At 65.4% G+C, this 14,806-nt stretch carries 12 protein-coding genes; 9 read left to right on the plus strand and 3 right to left on the minus strand.

Annotated elements, in window-relative coordinates; all coding sequences use genetic code 11:
* Nucleotides 1–7 precede the first annotated feature (7 nt).
* Nucleotides 8–1,216 carry an acyl-CoA dehydrogenase family protein gene (locus KHO41_RS05065; RefSeq protein ID WP_211952216.1) on the minus strand — a complete coding sequence of 403 codons (1,209 nt, stop codon included), beginning with the start codon at nucleotides 1,214–1,216 and terminating at the stop codon, nucleotides 8–10.
* A 245-nt stretch (nucleotides 1,217–1,461) separates the two neighbouring features.
* On the opposite strand from KHO41_RS05065, the gene KHO41_RS05070 reads away from it, so the two are divergent.
* From KHO41_RS05070 to KHO41_RS05090, 5 genes are all read left to right on the plus strand, one after another.
* The gene (locus KHO41_RS05070) at nucleotides 1,462–2,559 is read left to right on the plus strand and encodes an LLM class flavin-dependent oxidoreductase (RefSeq protein WP_211952217.1); all 1,098 of its coding nucleotides are present in this window, start codon (nucleotides 1,462–1,464) and stop codon (nucleotides 2,557–2,559) included.
* 73 nt (nucleotides 2,560–2,632) lie between these two features.
* Nucleotides 2,633–3,658 carry an ABC transporter substrate-binding protein gene (locus KHO41_RS05075; protein ID WP_211952218.1) on the plus strand — a complete coding sequence of 342 codons (1,026 nt, stop codon included), beginning with the start codon at nucleotides 2,633–2,635 and terminating at the stop codon, nucleotides 3,656–3,658.
* 4 nt (nucleotides 3,659–3,662) lie between these two features.
* On the plus strand, nucleotides 3,663–4,700 hold the full coding sequence (locus KHO41_RS05080) for an ABC transporter permease (RefSeq protein WP_211952219.1): 1,038 nt from the start codon (nucleotides 3,663–3,665) through the stop codon (nucleotides 4,698–4,700).
* Nucleotides 4,694–5,503 carry an ABC transporter ATP-binding protein gene (locus KHO41_RS05085; protein ID WP_211952220.1) on the plus strand — a complete coding sequence of 270 codons (810 nt, stop codon included), beginning with the start codon at nucleotides 4,694–4,696 and terminating at the stop codon, nucleotides 5,501–5,503. Before KHO41_RS05080 ends, KHO41_RS05085 begins: the two co-directional genes overlap by 7 nt.
* Before the next feature lie 31 nt (nucleotides 5,504–5,534).
* Nucleotides 5,535–6,719, plus strand: a complete 1,185-nt coding sequence (locus tag KHO41_RS05090; RefSeq protein ID WP_211952221.1) for a c-type cytochrome — start codon at nucleotides 5,535–5,537, stop codon at nucleotides 6,717–6,719.
* Between the two features lie 738 nt (nucleotides 6,720–7,457).
* Here KHO41_RS05090 and KHO41_RS05095 read toward each other — a convergent pair.
* Nucleotides 7,458–8,519 (minus strand): AraC family transcriptional regulator, encoded by a 1,062-nt coding sequence (locus KHO41_RS05095; RefSeq protein WP_211952222.1) that lies wholly within the window; start codon nucleotides 8,517–8,519, stop codon nucleotides 7,458–7,460.
* Between the two features lie 2 nt (nucleotides 8,520–8,521).
* Nucleotides 8,522–9,514 carry a Bug family tripartite tricarboxylate transporter substrate binding protein gene (locus KHO41_RS05100; RefSeq protein WP_211952223.1) on the minus strand — a complete coding sequence of 331 codons (993 nt, stop codon included), beginning with the start codon at nucleotides 9,512–9,514 and terminating at the stop codon, nucleotides 8,522–8,524.
* 341 nt (nucleotides 9,515–9,855) lie between these two features.
* Here KHO41_RS05100 and KHO41_RS05105 point away from each other — a divergent pair, with 341 nt between their 5' ends.
* The 4 genes from KHO41_RS05105 (at nucleotide 9,856) to KHO41_RS05120 (ending at nucleotide 14,150) form a co-directional block, all read left to right on the plus strand.
* A complete protein-coding gene (locus KHO41_RS05105) occupies nucleotides 9,856–10,914 on the plus strand; it encodes a BKACE family enzyme (protein ID WP_211952224.1) in 1,059 nt (352 codons plus the stop codon).
* A 147-nt stretch (nucleotides 10,915–11,061) separates the two neighbouring features.
* Nucleotides 11,062–12,063, plus strand: coding sequence for an AraC family transcriptional regulator (locus KHO41_RS05110; protein ID WP_211952225.1), 1,002 nt, complete (start codon nucleotides 11,062–11,064; stop codon nucleotides 12,061–12,063).
* Nucleotides 12,064–12,287: 224 nt separating this feature from the next.
* The gene (locus tag KHO41_RS05115; RefSeq protein ID WP_211952226.1) at nucleotides 12,288–13,262 is read left to right on the plus strand and encodes a quinone oxidoreductase family protein; all 975 of its coding nucleotides are present in this window, start codon (nucleotides 12,288–12,290) and stop codon (nucleotides 13,260–13,262) included.
* Between the two features lie 45 nt (nucleotides 13,263–13,307).
* Nucleotides 13,308–14,150: a TauD/TfdA dioxygenase family protein gene (locus tag KHO41_RS05120; RefSeq protein WP_211952227.1), complete on the plus strand. Its 843-nt coding sequence runs from the start codon at nucleotides 13,308–13,310 to the stop codon at nucleotides 14,148–14,150.
* Nucleotides 14,151–14,806 lie beyond the last annotated feature (656 nt).

Here is a 14,806-nt window from a genome sequence, read left to right on the forward strand (position 1 = left end):
TGATATGTCATTGTCCGAGCGCCACGCGGCCCGCTGCCACCAGGATCGAATCGTTCTGCGGCGTATGGATGCGGCTGCACAGCACGTCGCGGTAATGGCGCTCCAGCGGGTTGTTGCGGCTCAGGCCGTGGTTGCCCGACAGCTGCAGCGCCAGCTCCACCGCGCGGATCGCATTGCCCGTCACCGTGAACTTTAACAGTCCGCTGTCGGTCGGTGTCGGCGGCGTGCCGGCGTCGGTGCGCGCCGCGGCATCTTCGAGCAGCGCCTGGCTGGCATGCAGCAGCGCCGCTATCTCGCCGATCGCTTCCTGCACGCGTGGCAGCGTCGCGAGCGGCGCGCCAAGGCTACCGGGTGTCCGCTCCCGCACAAAGGCGCGAATCCAGTTGAAGCCCGCACGCGCCACGGCGTCATAGAGGCTGCCGAGCAGCACCACCATCCAGGCCTGCTGGTCGGCATTGGCATCGACATCGGCCTGGCTCGCACCTGCCGGCGCCCACGCCGAAGGCTCGCGGATGTCGACGGCGTTTTCGGGCGGAATCCACACATTGTCGAGCACGGTTTCATGGCTGCCCGACGCGCGCAGGCCCATGTGGTTCCAGTTCTCCACGATGCGGATCCCCGCCGTGTCCCTCACGGGCCGGGGCACGAGGAACACCCCCACGCGCGGCTGTGGCTCGTCGGTGCGTGCCCAGACCGACAGCCAGCGCAATGCCGGAATGCCGGTGCTGTACAGCTTGCGGCCGCTAAGCCGCCATCCGTTCGCCACGCGCGTGGCAACGGTGCCGGGCAAGCCACCGCGTGCAGGCGAGCCAAGGTCCGGCTCGACGCGCAGCGAATTGATCAGTCCGCCGTCTTCGACCGCACTCGCGAACACCTGTCGGCGTACCGCTTCGGTCCAGTGCGTATCGGCACGGCCGATCGCGCGATGCTGCAGATAGGTCATGGTCAGCACCAGCGCGGTGGCAGGATCGCCGCCGGCGACCGCGCCGATGATGCGGCGCGCCTCGGCCAGCCCGGCTCCGCCGCCGCCATGCGCGCGCGGCACTACCTGAGAAATCAAACCGTACTGGTGCAGCAGCGCGAAGTTCTCGTGCGGAAAGCTCGCGGCGGCGTCGTGCTGCGCGGCGGTCGCCGCAAGGCGCGGCGTCAACTGCGCGAGCACATCGCCGAGCAGCGCCTCGCTGCTTGGCAGCCGGCGCAAGGAAGACAGGGACATGGTGGATTCCTGGCAAGGGGCGGTGCGCGAGCGCGCATCGCCTTTGAATGCCACATAGCGTACCGCCACCGCGCCATTTCGATAACGACGCATCCTGCATATGGTCTGTCGTTTTTATTCGTTCGGCCGCGCGGCGTTTGGGCGTACGTTGTGGCCCTGTCCCTTTGTCGTCTCTTCCTTTGCACATCGCCTTGCGCCGTCTGCGCAAGCGCTACGTTGTGCCCTTCCATTCAGGAGAAATTCGCATGAGCGTCGATATCATCGGCATGATCCAGAGCCAGAAGCAGTCCGAAATCCACAGCCCCACGGGCCCGGTGATCGACCGAGACTACGTACGTGCATTCGCGCAGGCCCATGAACAGGCCGGCTTCGACCGCATCCTGGTGCCGCACCATTCCACCGGCCCGTCGGCGACGCTGACGATCTCCTATGCGGCCACGGTCACCGAACGCATCCACTTCATGCTGGCCCATCGCCCGGGCTTCACCGCGCCGACGCTGGCCGCGCGCCAGATCGCCACGCTCGACCAGTTCAGCGGCGGCCGGCTCGGCGTGCATTTCATCTCGGGTGGCTCCGACGACGAACAGAAGCGCGATGGTGACTACCTGAACCACGACGAACGCTACGCGCGCACCGACGAGTACCTCGGCATCCTGCGCCGCATCTGGACCGAGGACAAGCCGTTCGACCACGAAGGCAAGTACTACCGCTTCAGCAATGGCTTCTCCGAGGTCAAGCCGGCACAGAAGCCGCATGTGCCGATCTATTTCGGCGGCGCATCCGAGGCGGCGCTGAAGGTCGCCGGCAAGCATGCCGACGTGTATGCGCTGTGGGGCGAATCGCTCGACCAGGTGCGCGATCTGACCACACGTGTGCGCGCCGAAGCCGCGAAGCATGGCCGCGAGGTGCGCTTTTCGGTGTCGTTCCGTCCGGTACTGGCCGAGACCGAGGAGAAGGCCTGGGCCCGCGCCGACAGCATTCTCGAGCGCACCCGCGCGCTGCGCGTGCAGCAGGGCTACAGCCGCGGCGGCCCGCAGCAAAGCGAAGGCGCGCGCCGCCTGCTCGCGGCGGCAGAACAGGGCGACCGCGTCGACCAGCGCCTGTGGACCGCGATCGCGCGCGAGACTGGCGGACGTTCGAACTCTACGGGCCTCGTCGGTACGCCCGAGCAAGTGGCCGAAGCGCTGCTGGAGTACTACGACCTCGGCGTCACGACCTTCCTGATCCGCGGCTTCGATCCGCTTGAAGACGTCGTCGACTACGGCCGCGAACTGATTCCGCGCGTGCGTGAGCTGGTCGCGCAGCGCGATGCGCAGCAGCAGCGAAATCGCAAAGCCGCCTGAGCGCGAGCCGTCGTCACTGACCCGCCGGACTGACCCAACCACAACGACACAACGAAAACGGGGAGCCGAATCCATGAGCCAGAACCGCATCCTTACCCAACCCGCCGGCGGCGTAAGCCGCCGCCGCGTGCTGCGCGCCGCCGGTGCCGCGGCCATCGCCGCGCCCGCGCTGATCCTCGGCCGGCAGGCCTGGTCCGCGCCGCGCAAGCTGACCTTCGCGTGGAACCAGAACTCGTTCTGCCTGACGCCCGTCGTGGTCGCGCAGGAACGCGGGTTCTTCGAGAAGAACGGCCTGCAGGTCGATCTGATCAACTACAGCGGCTCGACTGACCAGCTGCTCGAATCGATCGCGACCGGCAAGGCCGATGCCGCGATCGGCATGATCCACCGCTGGCTCAAGCCGCTCGAAGCAGGCTTCGACGTCAAGATCATCGGCAGCTCGCACGGCGGTTGCGTGCGGCTGGTCGGAGCGAAGGCGGCCGGCGTCACCAACCTCCAGCAGCTAAAGGGCAAGACCGTCGGCGTGAGCGACCTGGCCGCGCCGGGCAAGCACTTCTTCACGATCCTGCTCGCCAAGCATGGCATCGATCCGGACAAGGACATCACGTGGCGCCAGTACCCGGCCGACCTGCTTGGCGTGGCGGTGGACAAGGGCGAGATCCAGGCGATTGCTGACGGCGATCCCAACCTCTACCTGCTGGAAAAACGCACCAACGGTGCCTACGTCGAACTCGCCACCAACCTGACCGGCGAATACGCGCGCAAGGTCTGCTGCGTGGTCGGTGCGCGCGGCGAACTGGTGCGCAATGACCGCCCCGCGGCGGCATCGCTCGCGCGTGCGATCGTGCAGGCCACGGAGTTCGTCAACGAAAACCCGAACGAGGCCGCCAGGATCTTCGCCAAGTACTCGCCCAAGATCAACCCCGATGACCTGCGCAAACTCTATGCGACGCTGACCTACACGCACCACCCGACCGGCGTGGACCTGCAGGAAGAGATCGCGTTCTACGCCGACGATTTCCGCCGCATCGGCGTGCTCAAGAAGTCGACCGATGCCAAACGACTGGCGCAGCATGTCTACGCCAATGTCCTGGGGTAACAGCATGAGCACAAGCCAATCCGCACTGGCGCCGGCGCTCGCGCGCGGTGCTGCCACGCCGGAGTCGCGCACCACATGGCGGCCGTGGCCGACCGGCATCGCTGCCGCCATCGCATGGGCCGCGTTCGGCGCCATCACGTGGCGCTGGCCGAACAAGGTCGCGGGCTTCTCCGACTGGGCCTACACCGAAGAACTCGGCATCGCCGCGCTGGCCGCCGCCGCGCTGCTGGCACTGATCGCGCTTGCGGGACCGCGCGCGCCGCTGCCGCGCGGCACGCTCGCGAAGCTGCACGCGGCCGGACCATGGCTGATTGCACTGGCCGTGGTGCTGTCCGGGTGGGAGATCCTGACTGCCAAGACAGGGACTCTGCCCACGCCATTCTTCGCGCCGCCGCAGGCGCTGATCGAGGTCTATGTCGACGACTGGCCCCGGCTCGGCGACAGCGCGCTCAACACGCTCAGGCTGCTCGGTCTCGGTGTGGCTTATGGCGGCGTTGCGGGCTTCCTGATCGGCGTGTCGATCGGCTGGTCGCGCCGTATCGGCTACTGGGTGCATCCTGTGCTGCGCGTGCTCGGCCCGTTGCCGTCCACCGCACTGTTGCCGCTGACGTTCTACTTCTTCCCGTCGAGCTACTCGGCAGCCGTATTCCTGATCGCGCTGGCCACGGCCTTTCCGGTCGCGGTGCTGAGCTGGTCCGGCGTCGCGAGTGTCAGCAAGAGCTACTACGACGTCGCACGAACGATGGGCGCATCGGGCTGGTTCCTGGTGCTGCGCGTGGCGATCCCCGCTGCACTCCCGCAAGTGTTCGTGGGCTTGTTCATGGGCCTCGGGGCATCGTTCTCCGTGCTGGTGACGGCCGAGATGATGGGCGTGAAATCTGGCCTCGGCTGGTATCTCACGTGGGCACAGGGCTGGGCCTCGTACGTCAACATGTATGCCGCGCTGATCGTAATGGCGCTGCTCTTCTCCGGCGTCATCACGCTGCTGTTCACCGTGCGCGACCGTGCGCTGTCGTGGCAGAAAGGAACCGTCAAATGGTAGCCGTTGCTGAACGCCCCGTTTCCGCGCCCGACCATGCCGCGACGGGCACCGGCGCGCGCATCGATATCCGCAACGTCAGCCACTGGTTCGGCAGCGGCGAAAGCCGCCTTCAGGTACTCGACAGCGTGGACCTTGCGGTCGAGCCCGGCGAATTCGTCGCGCTGCTGGGCCCAAGCGGCTGCGGCAAGTCCACGCTGCTACGCCTCGTCGCGGGCCTTGACACGCCCGTCAGCGGCGAGCTGCTGCAGGACGGCGTGCCCATCACCGACCCCGATCCGTCGCGCATCGTCGTGTTCCAGGACCCGACGCTGTACCCGTGGCGCCGCGTGTGGGACAACGTCGCGCTCGGGCTGCAGGCACGCGGCATTCTCAAACAGGAACGCCATCGCGTCGATGCCGCGCTCAAGCGCGTTGGCCTCGAATCGTTCGACCGCGCGTTTCCGCACCAGCTCTCGGGTGGCATGGCACAGCGCGTGGCGCTGGCGCGCGCGCTCGTCAATGATCCGCGCCTGCTCGTGCTCGACGAACCGCTCGGCAAGCTTGACTCGCTGACGCGGCTCGCCATGCAGAGCGATCTCGTCGAACTGTGGCAACGCTCCGGCTTCTCGGCACTGCTCGTCACGCATGACGTGGAAGAAGCGCTGTTCCTGGCACAACGCGTGATCATCTTCAGCGACCGCCCGGCGAAGATCCGCGCCGAGCTGACCGTCGACCTGCCCTACCCGCGCCATCGCGGCGACCCGCGCCTGACGGCACTGCGGCACGAAGCGCTTCGGCATCTGGGACTGGACGCAAGCTGGTAATGATGTCGCAGTTTGAAGGGCGGGCGCGCCCATGAACGGCCTGCCCGCGCAGGCGTGGCTCAATACCCTGCTTGTCCTGCTACAGGATGCCCAGCTCGCACTGCTGCAGCTCTGGCACGCGCTGGGTCTGACCGGCGACAGCCACGGCCAGCCCGCCTGGCCGTGGGCGCGGCGCATCGCCGGGGAAACGCTGCTGATCGATCTCGGCCTGGCGCGCCAGCTTGCCTGGTCGCTTGGTGTGTTGGCCGTGACCCTGGTGCTGGTAGTCCTTGCGGTGGCATGGCGCCGACATCGTGGCGTACTGCTGGCCGTGGCCGCACTCGCATTGATCCTCGCCCCGTGGCCATCGCCTTCGCTTTTGCTCAGCGCCGCAGCGCCGACCAGCTTCCACACGAGTCCGACCGGATTCTCGGTCAATGCGATTGCGCGTGGTGCCGAGGTCTACGCGCATCACTGCGCCGCCTGCCACGGCGAGGATGGGCGCGGTGAAGGGCCGCTGGCGGCATCACTCTCGCGGTGGCCGCCGACGCTGGTGAGCCCCTTGCTCGCCCGCCGGGCGGATGGCGATTTGTTCTGGCATGTCGTGGATGGCATGCGGGATGCTCGGGGGCAGGCAACCATGCCAGCGTTTGGTGGCGCAATCAGCGATGCCGATACCTGGGCGGTGCTCGACTACATGAAGGCACTGGCAGCTGGCACTGGGGCGGTTGCCAACGGCAGTTGGCCGACGCCGCTGTTGTTGCCGGATACGCCAGTACGGTGTGGAGACGACGCGCCGCTTACGCTGGCACAGTGGCGTGGTGGTCAGCGTGTACGCGTAGTTGCCTTTGATGGCGATCCGCAATCGCTGCCGGGGCTGGATCCCCGGTTCCAGACGTTGCTGCTTACGCGTGACGGCACCGTGCCACGAGACATTCCTCAGCTTCGCGCCGACTGCGTGGCCGCGTCCTCGCAAGCGTGGGGCGCATTTGCGCGGATCGCCGGGGTGTCGATCGACAAGCTGGGCGGAACGGAGCTATTGGCGGATCGCGATGGCTGGCTGCGAGCGCGCGGGGCGCCCGGGGAACGGGGATGGTCAGAGGCGGATATGGTCTGTAAATCAGGGACGCCTGCGCGGGAGAGCCGTGGGCTGGCGGGCCTGGATGGGCTGACGGCGTTGTTGTTGAAGATGGATGCGGAGCGGGTCAGGTTTGTTAAGGGGGGATTTGTGCATTAGGGGTTCTTGTTCTTGGCCGGCGGTGGTGTTTCAACGGCGTAGCCGGCGGGGGCTTGTCGTTCGGGCTTGGTTATCGCTCTTGGCATGCGCTGCTGTTTCGCCGGCGTAGCCGGCGACCTCCTTTTGTCCGAGCGACAAAAGGAGGCAAAAGCGCGTTTACGTGGTCAATCGAGAGCCCAATGCCATTGTTGCATCAGAGGACCGCTGGACTGCCTGCCGCGTAGATGATTAGGATGGGACAGCGCGTACGAGCGAACCCGGATTACGGAGTGGTCCCTTCTAATCAGGACATCACGGGGACGCCTACGGCTGCGCTACGCGCGGCTGGGAGTAAGACTGCGAAGGTCTGACCCGAACGGCGCCTCGGTGACGAAGCCTTGGGCGCATTGCATGCGCGTAGAGGCAGGACATCGGGAACTGGAACTGAAATCGGGACTCGGGCGCCAGCCACGTTGATGAATTCGCCTCCCGACGACGCCGTGCGCGCAGCGCAGCCGAAGGCGTCCTACCACTGATCCAATTGAAACGCTGTACCCGAGTCCGTCTTGGGGATCGTCCAAACGCCGTGCCGCGTAAGGCACAGGTTCTGACTCACATAGCGTAGCAGGGTCGAACCACTGACCACCGTAGCAGGCGTCCAAAGCCGTTTGAACCCCTGCCGCCGTGGAATTGATGGCCAGCGGCAACGACGCGCTTTTTGGTTACTTTTTGTCGCTCGGACAAAAAGTGACTCGCCGGCTACGCCGGCGAAACCGCGGCGCCAGCCAAGAGCGACAACCCAAGCCTAGTCCCAGCCCCCCTCCTCCACTCCCCCGCACTACACCCAAACATCATCCGAAACCAGTGACTAAAACAGCTTTGCGCAGAAAATCCAAGCAATGCCGAGACCTCGCCCACCGGCAGGTCACTTTCCTGCAGATGGCGTATCACCAACTCCGCCCGCACTTCATTGAGCAACTCTGAGAACGTCACCCCTTCCGCATTGAGATACCGGTATAGCGTGCGACGATCGACGCGCAGATGGTGCGCCAGCAGCTGCGCAGTACATCGCCCACCCGGCAGCAGCGCCAGAATCAACTCCCGGCACGATTCGCGAATCCCTTCACCACGCTGTCGCAGCGCTGTCTCCAGATAGTCGCGAGCAAAGCGCGCCGCGCCGGGGTTCTCCGTGGTTCGTGCCACCTGCAAGTCCACAGCCGCACAGACCAACCCATTGAACGACTGGTTGAACATCGGCTTGCAACCGAAGAAGGCACGATGCGCCGATACATCGAGCGGGGCACGATGCGTGAAACACACCTCGACAGGCCGCCACCGCGGCCCGATCAGCTCGCGCAGGATGCGAAACTTGACGCCCACGGCGAGTTCCATCGCCTGCCGCGTGGCAAGCCCCGGGCTCGGCAGGAGTTCCTCGCGGACGATCACGGTGTTGCCGCTGTCCTCGATACGCGTGATCAGCGACGCGCTGAGCAGCTTGAGGTAGCGGCACAGCGTTTCGAGCGCCTGCCGCGGCGTCGGCTCTTCCTTCAGCACCAGACTGATCGGCCCGAGGTTCGAGAACGTGCGCCGGCCCGCGAGCCGCAGTGCGAAGTCTTCCACGCCGGTGGCGCCCGCCGTGACTTCGAGCAGTTCGCGAACGGCATGGCTCGGAATCAGCCGTTCCGGGTCTTCCAGCAGCCGCGCCGACAATCCGACTCCGCGCAGGAACGCGTAGGCGTCCAGCCCGAGCGACTCCACCAGTTCGATGTAGCCGTTCAGGCTCGCGCTGCGGATCAGCTTGCCGACGCTGGGCGTCTGCACGATCACTCCGGCTTGAAGTCGATCGAGCGCAGCAGCTTGCCCTGGCGTTCGTAGGATTCGCGCACGTCCTTGACCAGCTCCTCGGTGGTGGCCGCCGAACCGACCTCCATGCCAAGGTCCTCAATCTTCTTCCTGACATCCGGCGATTGCATCGCCTTGAGCAGCGCCTCGCGCACCTTCGTGACGATCGCAGACGGTACGCCCGGCGCGGACCACAGGCCCATCCAGCTCACTTCCTTGAGATCGGGGTATCCCAGCTCGGTGAACGTCGGGACATCGGGCAGCGCGGCGATGCGCTTCGGGTAGGCAATGGCGAACGCCTTCAGCTGGCCTGATTTGATGAACGGCAGCGACGTGGCCGGGCCGTCGAACATCAGCGGCACATGGCCGCCCATGACGTCCTGCAATGCGGGCGGCGATCCCTTGTAGCTCACCGCGCCTGTGGTCAGTCCCGCCAGTCGGTTGAACTGCACGCCAATGGTCTGCCCGCGCAAGCCAGCGCCGTAGTTCGCGTAGTCGATCTTGCCCGGGTTCGCCTTGATATAGGCGATCAGTTCAGCGAGGTTCTTCGCCGGCAGGCCCGGCTTGCCGACCAGCACAAGGCCCTGGCGGGTCAGCTGCGCGATCGGGATCAGATCCTTGAAGGGATCGAACGACACCTTCATGACGTGCGGCACTTCCGCGGCAATGCCCTTCTGGATCAGCAGGAAGGTGTACCCGTCGCGCGGCGCGGACAGCAGGCCGTGTACGCCGATGGTTCCCGCTGCGCCGGCCTTGTAGTCGACGATCACAGGCTGTCCGAGCGGACGCTGCAGTTCATGCGCGAAGAGGCGCGCCACAATGTCGGCGGTCCCGCCGGGGGGCGCCCCGACGAGGATCCGCACGGGCTTGGTTGGCCAGTCCGCGGCCTTGGCCGGCTGTGCGGCCGGCAGCAGCGAAACGGTGGCAGTCATCAACGCCAGCGTATGGCGCGCAATCCTGGTGAACGGCTTCATGGCAATTCCTTGGGGGTCTCTTGTTCCTGCGCCCGGCATCTCCGATGCCGTGGCGTGGCGCTGAAATGGCCTTGCAGCGCATTCTGCGGGGCCGATTCCGCCCGCGCTTGGCATCGCGCGACAGATTTGTGCCGATGGTGACAAGTCTGTCCGGCTGGCATGCCCGGCCTGCGCCGCCCCAAAAAAGCAAACGATTGTCCCGGATAAGCAAGTCCGGGCGGGTCGATGAATCCGATACTCGACGCACCGGATCGAAGCCGGGAACAGGAGACACACGCTGCACGCCATGCGAGGCGGCAACTCCTGGCAACGACAGCAGCCCTTCCCCCCTGGAGACCACCATGAACTTTCTCGACGGCCATCTTTTCCCGGAAAACCAGCAACCGCTGATCATCACCGCCGCACCGTATGCGCCGGGCTGGCTGCCTTCCGATTTCCCCGAGGACATCCCGGTCACGATGGAAGCGCAGATCCAGAAGGCAGTCGATTGCTACAACGCGGGCGCCACCGTGCTGCACCTGCATGTACGCGAACTCGATGGCAAGGGCAGCAAGCGCCTGTCCAAGTTCAACGAGCTGGTCGCCGGCGTGCGCAAGGCGGTGCCGGAAATGATCATCCAGGTGGGCGGCTCGATCTCGTTCGCACCGGAGAACGAGGGCCAGGCCGCCAAATGGCTGTCCGACGACACCCGGCACATGCTGGCCGACCTGGAGCCCACGCCGGATCAGGTGACGGTCACGGTCAACACCTCGCAGATGAACGTCACCGACCATGCCGAGGATGCCGACTTCGAGGGCACCTCGCGCGAGAACCCGGCCATCTTCCACGCCTACAAGGAAATGACAGTGCCCGCGCAGCCTGGCTGGGTCGAGGAACACGTCCGCCGCCTGACGGCCAAGGGCATCCAGAGCGCGTTCCAGTGCTACAACACGAACAGCTTCGAGTCGGTGGAACGCCTGATGCGGCGCGGCTTCTACAAGGGCCCGCTGGTGATGAACTGGGTCGCCATCGGCGGCGGCATGGACACACCCAACGTCTACAGCCTCGGCAATTTCATGCGCGGCGTGCCCGACGGCGCGGTGGTGACCGTGGAGAGCAATGTGCGCAACGTGCTGCCGGTCAACATGATGGGCATTGCCATGGGCTTGCATGTGCGTTGCGGGACCGAGGACGTGCTGTGGAACCAGAAGCGCACAGCGAAGATGAGCACCGTGAAGCAGATCGAGCAACTCGTGCGCATCTCGCACGAGTTCGGCCGCGAGATCGCTACGGCCAAAGAGGCGCGCGAGATCAGCAGGATCGGCGTGTTCTACGACACCGTGGAAGAGTCGCTGCAGGCCAATGGCTTTGCGCCGAACCGCAACGGGGGCACACAGGGCTATCTGCGCAAGACGCGCTAAGCCCGTCCAGTGTGATGGCTAGGTGTTTACGATAGCTCCGGAGTGCTGAAGGTTGACACGCCCCGGGTGCCTGAATACCTTGAGTGACGGCACCGCGGCGTCGCAACGGCGCGCCGCAAGCCACGGAATCGTCCCCTGAGCCATCACATGAGCACCCTGATTCGCAGCGCCCTACTGGTCAAGTTCTCCGAGATCGCACGCACGCTCAGCGTCGACCCGGAGCGCATGATCCGTCATGTCGGGGCGGACCGCTCCTGCATCGTTTCGCCGGACCTCCATGTTCCGGAACCCTGGCTGGCGAATGTACTCGATGCCTCCGAGCAGGCGTCCAGCGGCGCGGCGGTCGGATTGCTGATGGCCGAGTCGTGGCGCCTGTCCGATTTCGGCCCGATCAGCCTGCTGCTGCAGCACCAGCCGACTTTGCGCCACGCACTTGGCCAGCTCGAGACGTACCGCCACCTGCTGAGCGAGTCCGTGCTCGTCCATGTCGAGGAAGCCGATGCTGTCGCCATCGTCCGGCTGCAGTTGATCACCGACCGCCCGACTCCCGGGCGCCAGCCGGTCGAGCTGTCGATCGGCGCGATGCTGTGCCTGATGAAATCGATGCTCGGCGGAAAGTGGAAGCCGCGCAGCGTGCATTTCTCGCATGGCGCGCCCGCGAACCTGCACGTGCATCGCCGGCTGTTCGGCACGAACGTCGAGTTCGGCAGCGACTTCGATGGCATCGTGCTGGATCGGCACGATCTCGATCGTCCCAATCCGCTTGGCGATGTAAATCTCGCGCGCTACGCCAGGGAGTTCCTCGACCAGCACCCGCGCGGCCGCAAGATTTCCACGGCATCCAATGTCCGCCGTTCGGTGCATATGCTGCTGCCGCGCGGACAAGGCAGCATCGAGCAGGTCGGCCAGCAGCTCGGCATGAGCGCGCGGACCCTGCAACGCCGACTCGGACAGGAAGGGCAAGAGTTCTCTTCGCTCGTCAACGAAGTCCGGCGCGGGCTGGCCAGCCGCTATCTCGCGGATAGCCGCTACCCCGTCTCCCAGGTGGCGATGCTGGTTGGCTTCGCGGAAGTCAGCACCTTCTCGCGCTGGTTCAGTTCCCAGTTCGGCATGCCGCCGACGCGCTGGCGTGCCGGCACGGATCACTGATCGCGCCACCCGTCCCGATACATCCCTTCTTTGCGCCGTCGGCCTGACGGCGCCCCGCTCCCGCTTTGCTTCCCGGCGCCCGCGTGCGCCAGAGCTTTGTACGCACGGTCCGCACGCCTGACGCGATAGGCCAAGTTGTGGCGCCGCCCGTCAAGCGATGAATGCCCGCCCTGCCGACAATCCAGCCAACGCCCTGCCATGCAGGGGAAAGCAAAGGAGAAGGCATGAAAGCGGCACAAGTCATAGCCGGCGCCGACGGTGGTCGGCTTGAGGTGCGGGATATCCCCGTTCCTCGGCCCGGCGCCAACGAGGTCCTGGTCCGCGTTCGCGCGTCCGGCCTCAACTACGGCGAGATCAAGTACATGCGCGAGCATCGGAGCGGTAACCCGATGACCGCCGGTGTCGAATTCGCGGGAGAGGTCGTGCGCGTCGGCGAACAGGTGAGCCAATGGCGTGAAGGCGACCGCGTCATGGGCCATGGCCGCGGCTGCCATGCGCAATATGTGGTCGCGGCCCCGCTGGCGCTGATGGCCGTGCCCGACGATGTGTCATGGGTCGATGCCGCCGCATTTCCCAATGTCTTCATCACCGCCCACGATGCGCTGGTCAGCAACGGCGAACTGAAGGCCGGCGAATCGGTGTTCGTCAACGGCGCCTCGGGCGGCGTGGGCATGGCCGCAATCATGATCGCGGCAACGATGCGCGCGCGGCCCGTGATCGCATCGTCGCGATCCGCCGCAAAGCTCGAACGCCTGGCGGACTTCGGCGTCAACGTCGGCGTCAATGCGTCCACGGACTCCCAGGTGGACGCCATCATGTCAGCCACCGACAGGCGCGGCGTGGACATCATCATCGACACGGTCGGCGGCACGGTCTTCGAAGACCATGTCAGGAGCCTTGCGGTGAAAGGGAGGCTCGTCAACCTCGCCCGCCTTGGTGGCGCCAGCACCGCGCAACTCGACCTGAACCTGCTGTGGCAGAACCGCCTGAAGCTGATCGGCGCAACCTTCCGCACGCGCACCGAGCAGGAACGCCTCGATTGCATCCAGGCCTGCGCACGCGACCTGCTGCCGTTCTTCCGCGGAGGCAGGCTGCGCCTGCCGATCGACAAGACCTTCCCGATGGCTTCGATTGGCGAAGCCTATGCCTATATCGCGAGCAGCCAGCACATGGGCAAGATCGTGCTCACGGCTGACTAGCCGCTGACTGACTGCTGACATTCAGACCTTCAACGAGTAGCCACCATGCAAGTCAACCCCCTTACCTGTTCGATCGGCGCCGAACTGACCGGCGTGAGTCTCGCCGATGTCGCGCGCGACGATTCCCTGTACGCGGAGATCAAGGCTCTGTTGCTCAAGCACCGCGTGCTGTTCTTTCGCGACCAGGAAATCACGCGCGATGATCATGTCGCGTTCGCGAAGCGCTTCGGCGACCTCGAGGACCACCCCGTCGCCAATACGGTTCCAGGCTATCCGGGTCTTATCGAGATCGTCAAAAGCGAGAAGCGGGACCATTTCGAGAACACCTATCACAGCGATGCCTCGTGGCGCGCGAATCCTCCCAGGGGTGCGGTGTTGCGTTGCATCTCCTGCCCGGATGTTGGCGGCGACACGATCTGGGTGAACATGGTCGACGCGTACAAGAACCTGCCCGAAGAGATCAAGCAGAAGATCGAAGGGCTGCGCGCCAAGCACGGCATCGAGCATTCGTTTGGCGCGATCATGTCGACCGAGGAGCGCGAGGAACTGGTGCGCAAGCATCCGCTGGTCGATCATCCGGTGGTCAGGACGCATCCGGACACCGGCGAGAAAATCTTGTATGTGACGCCGTTCTCGACGCACTTCATCAACTACCACACGCCGGAGAACGTGCGCTTCGGACAGGACAAGACGCCTGGCGCGAGCCTGCTGCTGAACTACCTGCTGAGCCAGGCAGCGATTCCGGAGTACCAGGTGCGTTTCCGCTGGCGGCCGAACAGCGTGGCGATCTGGGACAACATGGCCACGCAGCACTATGCGGTTAGTGATTACTGGCCGGCACCGAGGAGGATGGAGCGGGCGACGATTATGGGGGAGAGGCCGTTTTGAATGAGCGTGGGTTGTCGCTCTTGGCTGGCGCCGCTGGTTCGCCGGCGTAGCCGGCGGGGGCTTTGTGGTTGGGGTTGATGTGTCGCTCTTGGCTGGCGCCGCGGTTTCGCCGGCGTAGCCGGCGAGTCACTTTTTGTCCGAGCGACAAAAAGTAACCAAAAAGCGCGTCGTTGCCGCTGGCCATCAATTCCACGGCGGCAGTCGTTCAAACGGCTTTGGACGCCAGCGATGGTGGTCGGCCGTTCGACCCTGCTACGCCATGTGAGTCAGAACCTGTGCCTGGCGCGGCACGGCTTTTGGACGATCCCCAAGACGGACTCGGGTACAGCGTTTCAACACGGTCAGTGGTGGGACGCCTTCGGCTGCGCTGCGCGCACGTCGTCGTCGTCGGGAGGCGAGCTCATTAACGTCGCTGGCGCCCAGGTTCGTCCAAGGTCCTTTCTCTACTTCGGCATGCCATGCGCGGGCGTCGTCCCCGAGGCGTGGTTTGCCCTGGGCCTGCGTGCTCAGACTAGGGCTCTGCGCGCAGCGCAGCCAAAGGCGATCACACGATATCGCTCGCAGCAGGGTCCACAGACGCTTGCAGGGCTCGTTCAATCAGCGCTGTAATTCTGACCACGGTGGTGCCCCACGCGGCAGGCAGCGTAAATCACTCT

Source organism: Cupriavidus numazuensis, from assembly GCF_905397435.1.
In the GTDB taxonomy this organism is placed as follows: Bacteria; Pseudomonadota; Gammaproteobacteria; order Burkholderiales; family Burkholderiaceae; genus Cupriavidus; species Cupriavidus numazuensis.